This is a genomic window from Streptomyces sp. SD15 (assembly GCF_054462255.1).
Genome location: NZ_JBTLMO010000009.1, coordinates 140,776 through 155,914, shown reverse-complemented (window position 1 = coordinate 155,914; position 15,139 = coordinate 140,776). Strand labels below are relative to the sequence as shown.

Below are 15,139 nucleotides of genomic sequence, written 5' to 3'. Positions count from 1 at the left end.
CGTCCCTTTCCGCGCCTCCGGCGCGAGTTTTCCCGCCTACCCGCCCGTTTCCAGTCCGTCTCCCGCGCTCCGCGCGGCCCCGTCGCGCCCCCCTCCCGCTAAAAGAACGTCCGTACGTAATCCACGACCGTCCCGTCCCCCTCCACCACCGGAATCAGCTCCCACTTGTCGAAGGACGTGCAGGGATGGGACAGACCCATGCCCACCCAGTCCCCGACCTGAAGGTCCGCCTCAGGCGTCGTCCCGAGCCAGCCGTGCTGGTCGGAGAGGCCGGTGACCATGACGCCCGTCGCGGGGCGCTCGGCACCGTCCCGGCGTACGACCTGCGCCTCGGGCAGATCGAGGTCGTACGCCGCGTCCCGCTTGCCCGCGTTGACGAAAGCCTGATCGGGGGAGGGCCGGGAGACGACCTGGGCCCAGAGGCGGAACGCGGGGTGGAGGGCGCCTTCCTCCGGTACACGGTTGAACGGGGTCACCCGGCGGTAGTGGCCGACGTCGTGCGAGACGTACGCGCCCGAGCGCAGCAACTTCAGTACGGGAGAGGACAGTGCGGGGATCTCCGCGAAGACGTCCGCGACCGCGTCGAACCACGCGCTGCCGCCCGCGCTGACGACGATCTCCGCCACCTCCGCGAACCGCCCCGCCTTGTCGAAGTCCACCGCCAGCGCGGTCAGCCGGCGCAGCCACGCGTGGACGCGGTCCGGGTCGGCCTTCGGGACCTCGCCCTCGTAGCCCGCCACGCCGACCAGGCGGAGCGTCGTCGTGGCGGCCACCGCATCCGCGACGGCCGCGCACTCCGCCTCCGTGCGGACGCCGGTACGGGCCCCGGCACCGGCGGCGAGCTCGACGACCACGTCCACGGGGCGGGTCGTCTCCGTACCCCGCAGCGCGGCGTCCATCAGTTCGACGCCGCGTACGGAGTCGACGTAACAGATGAAGTCGAAGTCGGCGTCGGCTTTCAGCTCGGCGGCGATCCACGTCAGCGCCGCCGCGTCGACGAGTTCGTTCGCGAGGAACACCCGCTGGATGCCGAACTCCCTTGCCACGCGCACCTGGTGGGGGACCGCGAGGGTGATGCCCCAGGCGCCGCGCTCGATCTGCTGCCAGAACAGCTGCGGGGCCATCGAGGTCTTGCCGTGCGGCGCGAAGGTCAGGCCGTGGCGGGTGGTGTACGTCTCCATGAGCGCGAGGTTGTGCGTCAGGCGCTCGGCGGAGAGGGCGAGGACGGGGGTGGTGAAGCCGCCGGTGAAGAGGTTGCGGCGCTGGGCGGTCAGCTCGCCGACGGTCAGGCCCTCGGCGTCCGGGGGGAGGCCCTTGAAGCGGTGGTCGACGCGGTCGGCCGCGAGGGCGGCGAGGCGTGCTGCGGCGGTGTCGGCGCCCATGGGGCCTCCCTGATGAGGTGCTTGCGTTGCATGGTGTGCAACGGTCATTGCGTATGGTGCTCAGTGCTGTCTAACATCCCAGCCGACGCAGGGTCAACGGCGCCGCTGAACGCAAGAGCAAGGAGCTCCAGCCATCGTGACGGACAACGGATGCACCGATCCCGTGGATGCCGTCGCGCTCGGCGAGTCCATGGTCACGTTCCTGCCGTCCCGGCCGGGACGGCTCGCCGACGTGCCGTCGTTCGAGCGGGCCATCGGGGGCGCCGAGTCCAACGTGGCGTGTGCGCTCGCCGCGGCCGGGCACTCCGTGCGGTGGGTCAGCCGGGTCGGCGCCGACGGGTTCGGCGATCACCTGCTGGCGGCGATCACCTCGTTCGGCGTCGACACCTCCGCCGTACGCCGTGATCCCACGCGGCCGACCGGCGTCTACTTCCGTACGGCGAGCGACCGGGCGACCGACACCCACGAGGTGGCCTACTACCGGGCCGGGTCGGCCGCCTCCGCGATGGCGGCCCACAACGTGGACCTGGGCGCCGTCCGCTCGGGCCGCGTCCTGCATCTGTCCGGCATCACCCCCGCGCTCTCCGCGGACTGTCTGGCGCTGCTGCGGGAACTGACCGCCCCGCGGCCCGCCCGCCCTCTCGTCTCCTTCGACGTCAACCACCGCGTGGACCTCTGGCACCACCAGGGAGCCGGCCAGGTCCTGCTGGACCTGGCCCGCGGCAGCGACCTCGTGTTCGTGGGTGAGGACGAGGCCGAGGCGGCCTGGGGGGTCACCGGCGGGCCGGCCGCGATCCGGGCCGCGCTGCCCGAGCCCCGGGTACTGGTCGTGAAACAGGGAGCCCGGGGCGCCACCCTCTTCGAGGCCGACACCGTCACCTTCGTCCCCTCCCTCCACGTCGACGTCGTCGCCCCCGTCGGCGCCGGTGACGCCTTCGCCGCCGGATTCCTCTCCGCCACCCTGCGCGGCCTGCCCGCCCAAGAGCGGCTGCGGCACGGCCACCTCATGGCGGCAGCCGCCCTCACTGTCCCGGGTGACCTGGCCGCGCCCCCCTCCCGGGACCACGCCGACCGGCTGGCCGCCCTGGACGACCAGGCGTGGGAGACACTTCGACTCGGCCCCGGCTGGACCGACGCCGTCACACGGGCCGACGAGGAGGTATGTACCCCATGAGCCAGACCGTCGACCGAGCGCTGAGCATCCTGCCGCTGCTCGCCGAGGGCCCCGCCGACCTCGGGCAGGTCGCCGACCGGCTCGGCGTCCACAAGTCCACGGCGCTGCGCCTCCTGCGCACGCTGCACGAGCACGGGCTCGTCCACCGCCAGTCCGACCAGCGCTACCGCCTCGGCGCCCGCCTCTTCGCGCTCGCCCAGGAGGCCATCGAGAACCTGGACGTCCGGGAGATCGCGCACCCCCATCTCGTACGGCTGAACGAACAGTGCGGGCACACCGTGCACCTCGCGGTGTACGAGGAGAACGAGGTCCTCTACATCGACAAGGTGGAGAGCCGCTATCCCGTGCGGATGTACTCGCGGATCGGGAAGCCCGTCGCCATCACCGTCGCGGCCGTCGCGAAACTCCTCCTCGCCGACCTGCCCGAGGGCGAGCGCCGCGCCCTCGCGGAGAGGCTCGACTACCCCATGTACACGGCCCGTTCGACCCCCAACGCCCCCGCCTTTCTCAAGGAGTTGGCGACGGTACGCGAACAGGGCTGGGCCACCGACCTCGGTGGCCACGAGGAGTCCATCAACTGCGTCGCCGCCCCCGTCCGCGGCGCCGACGGGCGGGTCGTCGCCGCGATGTCGGTCTCCGCCCCGAACGTCGTCGTCACCGCCGACGAACTCCTCACGCTGCTCCCGCTGGTGCGCCGTACGGCGGACGCGATCAGCGGCGAGTACTCCGGCAGACCCCCAGCCCCAGCCCCTTCCAAGGAAGCCACCTCATGACCGAGAAGATCGCCCTCACCCCGAAGACCCACACCACCCCGCCCGCCAAGTTCTCGCACGGCGTGAAGAAGGGGAACATCCTTCAGGTCGCCGGGCAGGTCGGCTTCCTGCCCGCCGTCGAGGGCCGGCCCCCGACGCCGGCCGGCCCGACCCTGCGCGAGCAGACCCTGCAGACCCTCGCCAACGTCAAGGCGATCCTCGAAGAGGGCGGCGCGACCTGGGACGACGTGATGATGATCCGCGTCTACCTCACGGACGTCGATCACTTCGCCGAGATGAACGGCATGTACAACACCTATTTCGAGGAGCAGGGCCTCACCGCGCCCCCCGCCGCCCGCACGACGGTCTACGTCGGTCTGCCGGCCGGACTCCTCATCGAGATCGACGCGCTGGCCGTACTCGGCTGACGTCTCTCTCCCCACCTCTCCCGCACCTCGTACGTCATCACGGTGCGGCGCCCGGCATCTGCCATCCCTGGGGCGCCGCACCGCGATACCCCCTGCCCGGCTGCGCCGAACGGGGGGCACCCCCCCAACCCCCGGACGATGTTCTCAAGAACAAGAAGAGGTCCCCCTTGCTCTCGTCTCCGCTCGCAGCGACAGCGCCCGCCACCGAGACCCCACCCCACACCGGCGGCCTGCTCCTCCTCATCGACGGCACCGCGGGCCTGCTCACGGTCGCCGCCCTCGGAATCGCCCTCCTCCTCATCCTGATCATCAAGGTCAGGCTCCAGCCCTTCGTGGCGCTGCTCGCCGTCTCCATAACCGTCGGCCTGGCGGCGGGGCTGTCGGTCACGGAACTCTTCGGCACGGTCCAGCGGTCGGACGCGGTCTCGACCATCGAGTCCGGCATGGGCGGCATCCTCGGCCACGTCGCGATCATCATCGGCCTGGGCACGATGCTCGGCGCGATCCTCGAAGTCAGCGGCGGCGCCGAGGTGTTGGCGTCCCGGCTGCTGAACCTCTTCGGTGAGAAGCGGGCACCCCTGGCCATGGGCCTGACCGGCCTGATCTTCGGTATCCCGGTCTTCTTCGACGTCGGCATCTTCGTCCTCGCGCCGATCGTGTACGCCGCCGCCAAGCGCTCCGGCAAGTCGATCCTGCTCTACTGCCTGCCGCTGCTCGCGGGCCTGTCGATGACCCACGCGTTCCTGCCCCCGCACCCGGGCCCGGTGGCCGCGGCGGGCCTCCTGCACGTCGACCTCGGCTGGGTCATCCTCATGGGCATCGTCTGTGGTCTGCCCGCCGTACTCGCCGCCTGGGCCTTCTCCGCCTGGATCGGCCGGCGGATCTTCGTCGCCGTACCGCAGGACATGGTCGAGGCGGCGGCCGAGTCGAAGCTGGCCGTCATCGAGGAGCAGCGGGCGTCGGGCGTCGAGCCGCGCGAGAGCCCGGTGCCGCTCGGCACGGTCCTCGCCATCATCGGTACGCCGCTGGTGCTGATCCTGGCCGCCACCTTCTCCTCCATCGCGCTGGACCCCTCCACCGGCCGCTCGGTCATCGAGTTCTTCGGCAGCCCCTTCGTCGCCCTCACCATCGCCCTGCTGCTCGCGTACTACCTTCTCGGGATCCGGCGCGGCTGGTCCCGCAAGTCCCTTGAGACGGTGTCGACTTCGTCGCTGAAGCCGGTCGGCAACATCCTGCTCGTGGTCGGCGCGGGCGGTATCTTCGGCGCCGTACTGAAGGCCAGCGGTGTCGCCCAGGCCCTCTCCGACACCTTCAACGACGTCGGCCTGCCGGTGCTCGTCCTCTCCTACCTGATCTCCGTGGTCCTGCGCGTCGCCCAGGGCTCGGCCACCGTCGCCATCGTCACGACGGCCGGCATCGTGGCGCCCCTCCTCGCCGAGGGCGACCACTCCCAGGCCTTCGTCGCCCTCGTCATCATGGCGATCTCGGCGGGCTCGATCTTCGCCTCGCACGTCAACGACGGCGGCTTCTGGATGGTCGCCAAGTACTTCGGCATCAGCGAGCGCGACACCCTGAAGTCCTGGACGGTTCTGGAGTCGGTCCTGTCCGTCTCCGGGTTCGCGGTGGCGGCGGTGCTGAGCGTTTTCGTATAACGGCCGTGTAGCTATATAGGGGCTGGCTGTTCCTGACACAGGATCTTCGACCATACTGCCCGCTGTGGAGCAGCGCATAGGTTCGAAGAGCCAGCCCCTGGACGCCGCCGCGGTCAACCCGGCGTATATCCCCGGGCTTACGTCACCCGTGCCCGTGGAGCCGAAGGACGCGGTGGAGGAGGCTGCGGCGGAGGAGACCGCCACAGAGGAGGCTGTCTCGGACACGGCTGTCTCGGGCGAGGCTGTCCCGGACGCGGAGCCCGCCGCCGAGGCCTCCTCCGAAGCGTCCTCCGAAGAGGAGGACGACGCCGAAACCGCGCCCGGAACGGAGCCTGACTCCGAGTCTGAGCCCGAGGCCGAGGCCGATCCCGACGGGCCCGTCTTCGAGGCCTCCGACCGGCGCGCCTCGATCAAGGCCGACCACAGCGGCGTACACCTGCGCCTGGACGACCAGGCGGCGGAGTTCCGTTGGGACGAGATCGGCGCCATCGAGACGGAGTCGCCCCGCTTCGGGAAGCGGTTCACCATCACGGTGCACACGCCGGACCGCCGCTGGTACCCGATCGAGATCGAGGCGACGGCCCGGGCACGCTTCAAGGAGTGGGAGTCACAACTGGACGCGGTCCTCGACGCCTACTTCGACGAGAGTGTCGACGACGGCGAGGACAAGGCCACGGACGAGGCCACGGACAAGGCTCCGGCCGAGGTCGACGAGCCCTAGGGCCTGTCCGGCGGATCATGCCGCAGACGCGGGGTCTGGCACGCCCACCTGCGGCGTTGTCGTCGGTTGCCGACGCTCCGCGTCGACGCCCTCCTCCGCCTTGCAGTTGGACGCACCAGGCCCCGCTCACCGGCGCTGATCAGGCTCCGTTGTTTTCCTGCGACCTGTCCCGCCGGACAGGCCCTAGACGAGTAAGTCCCAAGTGCCCGTTCCCTCCGGTGTCGCCGGACGGAACGGGCACATTCGTCACTTCGTCTGCAAGGACATGCCTTCCGCCGAGGTGAGTCCCTTGGCGGGGTCGGCGCGGATCGTCGCCTCGTCCGGGTCCCCGAAGTCGGCGGGCCGCCACACGGCGGCGACTCCCGAGTCCATGTCCGCCTGGGTGCACGGGGTGTCCTGGCCGAAGAACGAGCAACCGGTCAGGGCGGTCGCCGTGACTCGAGCCGAGGCGCGGGGAACCGCGCGACCGGCAACAACCGGCCCGCAGTTCCCCGGCTACCTGGCTACCTGGCGACTTGGCTACCTATCTACCTGTCTACCTGCCTGTCCCCGCTCCTAGCTGCAGTACTGCGCCTCCTTGCCGATGGACCGGTACATGCAGTCCGCGTTCTCCAGCAGTTGCAGCACCGCGTCCCGGTTGCGGGCCGTCTCCCGGTCGATGACCTCGTCGGGCGGGTAGAAGCCGCCGCCACTGGCGGAACCCGGATACATCTCGAAGGTGTAGGCGAAGATCTTCTGGGAGCCCCAGAGATAGTCGTCGATCGAACCGTCCGTGATGTACAGGTCGCTGGCCTGCTCCGGTGTGTAGCCGTTGCTGGCGGCCATCTTCCCGCCGACGGTCGCGAACGCGTTGCGGTCGTCGGCCGTCATGCCGGTGGTGGTGTCGGCCGTGGTGTAGCCGAACGGCCAGAGCACCAGCTGGCTGTACGTGTGGAAGTCGATGCCCGCCTTGATCTGCTGGACCCCGCCGACGACCCGGCTGCGCACGAAGTTGGCGACCACCCTGACCTCGGGCGCTGACTCGGGCGCCGTACCCCGGTAGGTATCCGAGGACGTCGTGCCGGACGAGCCGCCGCAGCAGCCCCAGCGGTAGTTCCAGTTGCGGTTGAGGTCGGTACCGACGGCCGTCGAACCGCTGTTGGGCTGGCGGTTCTTGCGCCACGAGCGGTACGAGCCGGTCGCGATGTCGTACTCGCCGCCGTCCGGGTTGAGGTCCGGGACGATCCAGATCTCGCGGGAGTTGACCATGCTGGTGACCCGGGAGTCCGTGCCGTAGTCCGAGGTCAGCTCGCGCAGCAGGTACAGCGCCATCTCGACGGTGAGGTGCTCACGGGCGTGCTGGTGGTGGGTGAACAGCACCTCGGGCTCGGCCTCGTCCGTGCCGACGTTGTCGCTGATCTTGATGGCGACGATGTTCCGGCCCTGGTACGAGGTGCCGATGACCCGCTGGCTGGCGATGCCCGGGTTGGCCGAGATGATCGAGTTGATCTCGCTCGTCATCTCCGCGTAGTTGTGGTAGCGGGAGTCGGCCGTGGGGAAGTCGAACAGCTGTACGTCGCCGGTTCCGTCGGACCGGTCGGGTACCTGACCCAACGGCGTGACCTCATAGCCGAGTTGACGCAGCTTCTTGACCTGGTCCGCGCGGCCGGAGATCACGACGCCGTGGCTGTCGGCCTCGTCCACCGTCACACCCGACTGCATGAGCGCCGTGCGGGACTTGGAGTCCGAATGCATGTGGATCTCGTACTGGCGGATGTCGTCCGCCGAGGGTGCGGGGCGCGCGGCGCTGGTCGCGGTGGCGTCGGTCGTCGTGGCCGTGATCGGGGCCGCGAGGGCGAGGGCCACCAGGACGGCGAAGGCGGCGGTGCGCTTGCCGCGTCTGGGGCTGGTGCCTTCGGCGCCGCTGCCGCGGATGCGAAGTCGCATGAAGTCTCCTTGTTTCTCCAGGGATTCCGGGGTCTCCGGAAGTGGGGGGTGTGGAGCTGGGGGGTGGATCCGTGCGACGTACCGGTGCGGGTGTGGCGCTCATGGTGGATGGATGTCATGCGCTGGTCAAGACTGAATAAAGAGCCGGTGGCGGGAACCCTTCGAAAATAGGCCGGGCCCCGACGGCACTCACTGCCGTCGGGGCCCGTTGTCCTCCAGATGGCTCAGCGCAGCTTCAGCCACTTCTCGCTGATGGCGATCGACTTGAGCTGCTCCATCGTGAGCGCGGGGGTGGCCCGGGTCTTGGGATCCTTCAGCCCACCGGTGTTGAGGGCGCTGACCGCCACCCGCCTTCCGTCGGTCCTGATGGTGTCGGCGGTCCACATCACGACCCCACCGCCCTGCTCTCCCGCTGCCTGACGCGTGGTGACCTTCGTGCCGTCGGGCAGGGTCTCCGCGTCCGGACCGAAGAGCTGGTCCTCGACGTCGGACATGTCGGGCTGCACATTGATCTGGAGCAGGCTCCTGCCCTTGCCGTCGTCGAGGACGAGGTACACGTACTCGGTCTCCTGGCCACCCTGGGCCACCACCTGGACCCCCTCGGGAACCAGGGAGACGAGCGTCGAGCGGATCGCCTTGCCGCTGATGCCCGGCGGCGTGTTCGGGACGGTCTCCTTGTCCGGCTGCCGGGGTTCCTCGGGAATGGCGTCGACGGCGGCCCGCCACGCCTGAGCCGTGACCAGCTCCTTCAACTGTGCGGTGGACAGCGGAGGTTCGTCCCTGCTGATCGCCGCACCCTTCTCCGCCGGGGCGTTCCACTCCATCACACCGATGTGCTGCCCCTTCGGCGTGACGAGGTCCGCGGTCCACATCTTCGTGTCCTCGCGACGGTCCGGATACTCGTACCCGCGGAAGAGCCTGAGCACCGACCCGTCGGCCAGCTTGCTCGTCACACAGTCGTCGTACGGGGTCAGCACCTTGTCCGGGCACTCGGTCGCCTGAGCCGCCATCAGGTCCCCGGCCTCGACCCGGTTCAGGGAGACGCTGACGGCCGCCTTGCCCTGGCCGTCGTCGTACACGACATAGGCGTACGGCCCCAGTTCCGCGTCCGTACCGCGCGACTGCGCCCCGCTGAACGTGCCCTTGGGCAGCAGCTTCTCGAGCGTGCGGACGAGTTCGGCGCCGGAGACGGGGCCCGTGGGCGTGGCGGAGGCCGAGGCGGACCCGCCCGAGGCGACGGACCGCTTCCCGGTCTCGCGCTCGCTGCCGCCGCCCCCGGGCACGAGCAGCGCCCCGCCGAGCCCCACGAGGGCGACCCCGGCCACGCCGCCCGCGACGGCGGCCCGGCGCCGCCGCACCACCAGCCGCCGGCCGTGCGCCTCACCGGCGGCGACGAGGACGTTCCGGTCGGTCTCGAAGGCGCCCCCGGCGTCGCGCAGGGCGGCGCCGAACCGCTCCTCGAAGTGGCTGTCGACGTGTTCGTTGCGGTCATCGGGCATGCCAAACCACCGTTTCTGCAAGGGGCTGTTGAGACCGTGAGTCTTAGGAGGCCTCCTAGGCCTATGAGGCCTATGAGGCCCAGGAGGTCATGGGGTCTGCTCAGGGAGCGGCGTACTCGTCCAGGTTTTCGCCGAGAAGCACGCGCAGCTTGGCGAGCGCACGGACACACCGGGTGCGCACCGCGGCGGAGCTGACGTTCATCGCGTCGGCGGTCTCCTCGATGCTGCGGTCCTCCCAGTAGCGCAGGACGACCACGGCCCGGTCCTTGGCGGGCAGCCGCCCGAGCGCCTCGACGAGCGTCAGCCGCAGCGGGGTGTCGGCGTCGGGCCCGGGGATACGCGGATCGGGAACATCGGGGAGCAGATCGGTGGCCCGCTCCTTACTGTTGCTGTGGCGCCGCTGGTGGGCGAGGAACGTACGGGTGAGCACGGTCTGGGCGTACCCGGCGGGGTTGTCGACCCGGGAGACCCGGCTCCAGCGGACGTAGATCCGGCCCAGGGCCTCCTGCACCAGGTCCTCGGCGAGATGGGTGTCCCCGCCGGTGAGCAGACAGGCGGACCGGTAGAGATGCCCCGCACGCGCCGCCGCGAACTCCTGGTACTCGTCGGTCCGGACCTGCCTCATGCACTTCCCCCGAGTTCGCGTCCGCCGCCTTCACCTCATTGATGCGGTGGACCCCCAGAAATGTTTCAGGGCAGGTGATCGAGGGATGCCGCGGGTACGAGGGCGATGCGTCAAGAGTTGCACCGCACCGGGCACAGGCCCACGTACAACCAGTACGTGGGCCTGTGCCCGGCACGCCGAGAGCACGCACCTACGGCAGACATCAGCCGCTCCGCGGCGGGCGTGAGGCCCGTGAACCGGGCGGCGGTACGCGCATGTGGGCGACCCTGGCGGTGCCCCTGGTCTCACGGAGACCCTCCCTGAAGCCCCGGCGGAACTCTTCCTCGGCGCTCTTCTTCTCGGTCTCCGCGATCGTGCCGCACTTGACCTCGGGACCGCCGATCTGCTGTGCGGTGACCGTGCCCTCGGCCTCCTTGACCGTGAACGTGCGCCTCGCCGAAGGACCCCGAGTGGTGGGCCGTCCATGGGCCCCGCATCTTCCTGACAGGGCGCCGCTCTCTCAGTGGCGGGCCCCACAGGTTCTCAAGAGGTCTCTCCACCGTCCCGCCGCCCGTGCGCTGTGTCGACTCAAGGAGCGGTCATCCCCGGGCCGCATCCACCTCGCGCGCGCAGGCGTCGTGTGGGGCGGGGCCGAAGCGGGCGCTCCAACCCGGCGGTACGGCGCACCAGGCGGGCCACAGGGACAGCTGCCCGCGGGCGTTCTCCAGCACGAGGTGGGTGTCCTTGCCGTCGGGGCCCGGATCGAACGGACCGGCTTCACGGCTCATGCGTCGAGCTCCTTCAGGCGCGCCGCCAGGATGGTGGCGATGTCGTCGAGGTGGCGGTCCTGCAACAGCTGCGGATGGGTGCAGTCCAGGTCGTGGTTGACGATCGCGCCGCTGATGTGCGGATGCCATGCCTTCGATGTGAGCCAGTTCTCTGTCCGCGGCGCGGCTGCCGTGAAGAAGAGCAGGTCGCCCTCGAAGTGGCGGTGCTGGTGCTCACGCACGATGCGCGCGTGGTGGGGCACGATTTCGATGATCTTCGACAGGGTCCGGTCGGTGAGCCCGGCGAGCGGGCTGCCCGCCCGGCGCAGCGTGGCCAGCACGTCGTCGCGAGTGCGCTCGTCGGTGCGGTCGAAGCCGGCCATACGCAGCACCGCGGTGAGCGCGTCGCCTTCCTCGGGCGCGGGCCGCTCCCGCCACTGCTCGGCCGGGAACGCGTCGAACAGCGCGAGGAGTTCGACCTTCTCCCCGGCCTCCTGGAGCATGCAGGCCACGGTGTGCGCGAGGATGCCACCGAGGGACCAGCCGAGCAGCCGGTACGGACCGTGTGCCCGCACCGTGCGGAGGTGCTCGACGTAGTCGGCTGCCTGCTCCCGCAGAGTGCCCGGCAGCGGCTCGTCGCGGACCAGACCGCGCGCCTGGATGCCGTACAGAGGCTGGTCCGGATCGAGTCGGGCGGACAGGCCCGCATAGCACCAGGAGATGCCACCGCCGGGGTGGAACGCGAACAGCGGGGGCCGCTCGCCGTCGGTGCGCAGCGGAAGGAGGACCTCGAGGGAGTCCTCGGCAGTGCTCCCTCTGAGGCCGGCGCCGCGTGCGGACCCCGCGGCCTTGAGACGGGTGGCGAGAGCGGCGGGGGTCGGCGCCTCGAACAGCGAGCCGATGGTCAGCTCGATGCCGAACTCCTCCCGCACGCGCGCCATCAGCTTCACCGCGTGCAGCGACGTACCGCCCAGGTCGAAGAACGCCTCGTCGGGACCGGCCAGTTCGACCCCGAGCACCTCCGCGAACAGCCGCGTCAGCGCCTCCTCGAGCGGCTTGGCCGGGCGTCCGGCGCCCTCGGCGCCGGTGAAGACAGGGGCGGGCAGTGCGTGACGGTCGAGCTTGCCGTTGGGGTTCAGCGGGAACGCGTCGAGGCCGACGACCGCCGCCGGGACCATGTGTTCCGGCAGCATTCGCGCCAGCTGGGCCCGTACGGCCGTGGGATCGGCGCCTCCGGTCACGTACCCGACGATCCGGTCCTCCCGCACCACGGCGCAGGCGCCGTCCACGCCGGGCTGCCCCATCAGCGCGGCCTCGATCTCGCCCAGTTCGATGCGCTGCCCGCGCAGCTTCACCTGGTGGTCGGTGCGGCCGAGGTACTCGATCTCGCCCTGCCGGGTCCAGCGCGCCAGATCGCCCGTGCGGTACATCCGGCTCCCGGGCGGCCCGAAGGGGTCGGCGACGAACCGGGACGCCGTCAGCGCGGGGCGGTGCAGATAGCTGTCGGCCAACTGCCGACCTGCCAGGTACAGCTCACCCGTGATGCCCGGCGGGCACGGCTGGAGCGCCGCGTCCAGCACGTACAGGCGGGTGTTCCACACCGGGCTGCCGATCGGCACCGGGCCGCCGCTGTCCGGGAGCGTGGGCGGGGCGCACGCGTGGTACGTGACATCGACGGCGGCCTCCGCCGGCCCGTACAGGTTGTGCAGTTCGACGTCGGGCAGCGCCCGCACGAAGGCGTTCACCGTCTCGCGGGGCAGGGCCTCACCGCCGCAGAAGACCCGGCGCAGCCCCGCGCAGGCGGCCGGGTCGGCCTCGGCCAGGAAGACCTGGAGCATCGACGGCACGAAGTGGCAGGTGGTGATGGACTGTTCGTGGATCAGGCGGGCGAGTTCGGCCGGTTCGTTGTGGACCTCCGGCTCGGCGACGACGATCGCCGCGCCCTCACGCAGCGGCCAGAAGAACTCCCACACGGACACGTCGAACGACGACGGAGTCTTCTGCAGCACCCGGTCGTCGGCGGTCAGCGGGTAGGTGTGCTGCATCCAGCGCAGCCGGTTGTCGATCGCCCCGTGCGAGACGACGACGCCCTTGGGGCGGCCCGTGGAGCCGGAGGTGTAGATGACGTACGCGGGGTGGGCGGGCGTGAGCGGACGCGCCGGGTCGACCGCCGGGTAGGGGGACACGTCGAGTCCGTCAAGGACGACGAGGGGGACCGCCCCGGTGTCCTCGGGAAGGCGTCCCGCACGGTCGACCACGGCGCACACCGGCGCCGCGTCCCGGATCATGTACGCGAGTCGCTGCGCCGGATAGTCCGGGTCGAGCGGCAGATACGCGGCACCCGACTTGAGCGCGGCGAGCACGGTGACGACCAGCTCCACCGAGCGGGGCACCGAGACCGCGACCACCGCACCCGGCCGGGCGCCGAGGCTCTGCAGATGCCGGGCCAGCCGGTTGGCCCGGGCGTTCAGCTCCGCGTACGTCCATGAGGTGTCCCCGTACACCAGCGCGGTCGCGTCCGGGGTGCGTATGGCGCGCGCCTCGATGGGGCCGATGAGCGTGGTCGCGGGCAGTGCGCGTTCGGTCTGGTTGAACTCGTGCAGGACCAAGGTGTGTTCGGCGGGCGTCGCGATGGTGTGAACGGCGAGCGGCTGCCGCGGGTCGGTGTCGGCGAGACGGTCCAGCAGGTGTACGAAGCGCTCCTGGTGGGCGGCGAGTTCGGCGTCCTCGTACAGGGCCGGGTTGCCGTCGTGGTCGATGCGCAGGCCACGGCCGTCGGCGCGGTCGTAGACGTGGACCGTCAGGTCGTCGACAGGGCCGGTGGCGAGGTTGTGGGCCTTCGCGGGCGCACCCGCGAAGTCGACGTCGTAGTCGAAGGGCATGACGTTGACGACCGGGCCGATCAGAGCGCGGTTCTCGCCGAGCAGGCCCAGGTCGCGGCGGATGTCCTCGTAGCGGTAGCGCTGGTGGCGGCGCGTCTCGCGGATGCCGAGCACGACCTGGTGCACCAGTTCGGCGAAGGTCGCGTCGGGGGAGACGGCCAGCCTGAGCGGGAGCACGTTCATCACCATGCCGGGCACGCGCAGCGCGACCGACCCCATACGGCCCATCAGGGGCAGTCCGAGCACGACGTCGGAGCGGCCGGTGGCGCGGGAGGTGTAGAGGGCCTGCGCGGCGATCAGGATCTCCGGCCAGGTCGCGCGGAGCCGGGCGCCCAGTTCGCGCAGACGCTCGGTGGTCTCGGGAGGCAGATGAGCCGTGCGGCGACGGAACGTCCGCGAGGGCAGCGCGCCGCGGCCCGCGAGCCGGGGCGCCTCGGGCCGGTCGGCGAAGGCCTCCGTCCAGTGGGCGCGGTCGGCCGCGAAGGCGTCGGACGAGCGGTAGACGGCATCCTCGGCGACGAGGTCGGCGAGGGTTCCGAAGGTGCGCGGGGCGGGCTCCTCGCCGCGGGCGAGCGCCGAGTAGACCTCGGCGGTGCGGCGGACGAGGAGCGAGTAGCCGAAGCCGTCGATGACGAGGTGGTGGATGCGCTGGTACCACAGCCACCGCCGCTCGCCGACCCGGAACAAGGCGTGCCGGAAGAGCGGGCCGGTCGCCAGATCGCAGGGCTTGGCGAGATCGGCGCGCATCCACATCTCGGCCTTCCGCTCGGCGTCGCCTTCACCGTCGCGCATCCACATCTCGGCCTTCCGGTCGGTGCCGTCACCGCCGCGCAGATCGTGCACGGTCAGCGGCAGCTCGACGGTGGCGCGTACCCGCTGGCGCGGACCGTCCCGGCCGTTCTCGATGCACACCCGCAGGGCGTCGGCCTCGGCGGTGACGCGACGCAGGGCCGCGGCGAAGAGGTCCGGGTCGAGCGGCCCGCCGATGTCCAGGCACTCCGCGGTGTTGTGCGTGGGGCTGAGCGGATCGAGGGCCTGCGCGTACCACATGCCCGACTGGGCCGCCGTCAGCGGCAGCACGGTGGCCGGGGGGCCGGCGCCGGTGCCGACGGTCGTGGGGGCGGTCATGACGCCCTCAGCAGCGGTGCCCAGGCCTTGATGGCCGGCTGCTCGGCGAGGTCTGCGAAGTCCGCTTCGACGCCGTGCTCGCGGCGCCATCGTTCGAGCAGCGCCATGATGCGGACCGAGTCGAGTCCGAAGTCCACGAGGTTCTCGTCGAAGGGGATGTCGGCGGGGTCCTCGCCGAGACAGTCGGCGATATCGCTGCGGAGCTGCTCCAGAGTGAGGGCCAC

Annotated in this window: 13 protein-coding genes; 5 read left to right on the top strand and 8 right to left on the bottom strand. The window is 70.9% G+C overall.

Going from position 1 to position 15,139, the window contains the following annotated elements; genetic code table 11:
- Positions 1-98: 98 nt before the first annotated feature.
- Positions 99-1,382, bottom strand: a complete 1,284-nt coding sequence (locus tag ACX28W_RS11880; protein WP_458998861.1) for an amino acid deaminase — start codon at positions 1,380-1,382, stop codon at positions 99-101.
- Between the two features lie 136 nt (positions 1,383-1,518).
- Here ACX28W_RS11880 and ACX28W_RS11875 point away from each other — a divergent pair, with 136 nt between their 5' ends.
- The 5 genes from ACX28W_RS11875 (at position 1,519) to ACX28W_RS11855 (ending at position 6,109) form a co-directional block, all read left to right on the top strand.
- Positions 1,519-2,556 (top strand): sugar kinase, encoded by a 1,038-nt coding sequence (locus ACX28W_RS11875; RefSeq protein ID WP_458998860.1) that lies wholly within the window; start codon positions 1,519-1,521, stop codon positions 2,554-2,556.
- Entirely contained in the window at positions 2,553-3,329 is a 777-nt protein-coding gene (locus ACX28W_RS11870) for an IclR family transcriptional regulator (RefSeq protein WP_458998859.1), read from the top strand. Before ACX28W_RS11875 ends, ACX28W_RS11870 begins: the two co-directional genes overlap by 4 nt.
- Positions 3,326-3,736 (top strand): RidA family protein, encoded by a 411-nt coding sequence (locus ACX28W_RS11865; RefSeq protein ID WP_458998858.1) that lies wholly within the window; start codon positions 3,326-3,328, stop codon positions 3,734-3,736. Before ACX28W_RS11870 ends, ACX28W_RS11865 begins: the two co-directional genes overlap by 4 nt.
- A gap of 167 nt (positions 3,737-3,903) precedes the next feature.
- Entirely contained in the window at positions 3,904-5,388 is a 1,485-nt protein-coding gene (locus tag ACX28W_RS11860) for a GntP family permease (protein WP_458998857.1), read from the top strand.
- A 64-nt stretch (positions 5,389-5,452) separates the two neighbouring features.
- Positions 5,453-6,109: a hypothetical protein gene (locus ACX28W_RS11855; protein ID WP_458998856.1), complete on the top strand. Its 657-nt coding sequence runs from the start codon at positions 5,453-5,455 to the stop codon at positions 6,107-6,109.
- A gap of 246 nt (positions 6,110-6,355) precedes the next feature.
- Here ACX28W_RS11855 and ACX28W_RS11850 read toward each other — a convergent pair whose 3' ends face one another.
- From ACX28W_RS11850 to ACX28W_RS11820, 7 genes are all read right to left on the bottom strand, one after another.
- Positions 6,356-6,481 (bottom strand): hypothetical protein, encoded by a 126-nt coding sequence (locus tag ACX28W_RS11850; protein ID WP_458998855.1) that lies wholly within the window; start codon positions 6,479-6,481, stop codon positions 6,356-6,358.
- Between the two features lie 183 nt (positions 6,482-6,664).
- Complete coding sequence (locus ACX28W_RS11845) at positions 6,665-8,035, bottom strand: M14 family metallopeptidase (protein WP_458998854.1); 1,371 nt, start codon at positions 8,033-8,035, stop codon at positions 6,665-6,667.
- A 224-nt stretch (positions 8,036-8,259) separates the two neighbouring features.
- The gene (locus ACX28W_RS11840; RefSeq protein ID WP_458998853.1) at positions 8,260-9,534 is read right to left on the bottom strand and encodes a hypothetical protein; all 1,275 of its coding nucleotides are present in this window, start codon (positions 9,532-9,534) and stop codon (positions 8,260-8,262) included.
- Positions 9,535-9,634: 100 nt separating this feature from the next.
- Entirely contained in the window at positions 9,635-10,159 is a 525-nt protein-coding gene (locus ACX28W_RS11835; protein ID WP_458998852.1) for a SigE family RNA polymerase sigma factor, read from the bottom strand.
- Positions 10,160-10,737: 578 nt separating this feature from the next.
- Positions 10,738-10,926: an MbtH family NRPS accessory protein gene (locus ACX28W_RS11830; protein WP_458998851.1), complete on the bottom strand. Its 189-nt coding sequence runs from the start codon at positions 10,924-10,926 to the stop codon at positions 10,738-10,740.
- Complete coding sequence (locus ACX28W_RS11825) at positions 10,923-14,915, bottom strand: amino acid adenylation domain-containing protein (RefSeq protein ID WP_458998850.1); 3,993 nt, start codon at positions 14,913-14,915, stop codon at positions 10,923-10,925. Before ACX28W_RS11825 ends, ACX28W_RS11830 begins: the two co-directional genes overlap by 4 nt.
- On the bottom strand, positions 14,912-15,139 hold the full coding sequence (locus ACX28W_RS11820; protein ID WP_458998849.1) for a phosphopantetheine-binding protein: 228 nt from the start codon (positions 15,137-15,139) through the stop codon (positions 14,912-14,914). Before ACX28W_RS11820 ends, ACX28W_RS11825 begins: the two co-directional genes overlap by 4 nt.

Excerpts from the sequence above, each read along its gene's own strand:
- ACX28W_RS11880 (WP_458998861.1), bottom strand. The coding sequence starts at position 1,382 with ATGGGCGCCGACACCGCCGCAGCACGCCTCGCCGCCCTCGCGGCCGAC.
- ACX28W_RS11870 (WP_458998859.1), top strand. The coding sequence starts at position 2,553 with ATGAGCCAGACCGTCGACCGAGCGCTGAGCATCCTGCCGCTGCTCGCC.
- ACX28W_RS11865 (WP_458998858.1), top strand. The coding sequence starts at position 3,326 with ATGACCGAGAAGATCGCCCTCACCCCGAAGACCCACACCACCCCGCCC.
- ACX28W_RS11850 (WP_458998855.1), bottom strand. The coding sequence starts at position 6,481 with ATGGACTCGGGAGTCGCCGCCGTGTGGCGGCCCGCCGACTTCGGGGAC.
- ACX28W_RS11845 (WP_458998854.1), bottom strand. The coding sequence starts at position 8,035 with ATGCGACTTCGCATCCGCGGCAGCGGCGCCGAAGGCACCAGCCCCAGA.
- ACX28W_RS11840 (WP_458998853.1), bottom strand. The coding sequence starts at position 9,534 with ATGCCCGATGACCGCAACGAACACGTCGACAGCCACTTCGAGGAGCGG.
- ACX28W_RS11835 (WP_458998852.1), bottom strand. The coding sequence starts at position 10,159 with ATGAGGCAGGTCCGGACCGACGAGTACCAGGAGTTCGCGGCGGCGCGT.
- ACX28W_RS11830 (WP_458998851.1), bottom strand. The coding sequence starts at position 10,926 with ATGAGCCGTGAAGCCGGTCCGTTCGATCCGGGCCCCGACGGCAAGGAC.
- ACX28W_RS11825 (WP_458998850.1), bottom strand. The coding sequence starts at position 14,915 with ATGACCGCCCCCACGACCGTCGGCACCGGCGCCGGCCCCCCGGCCACC.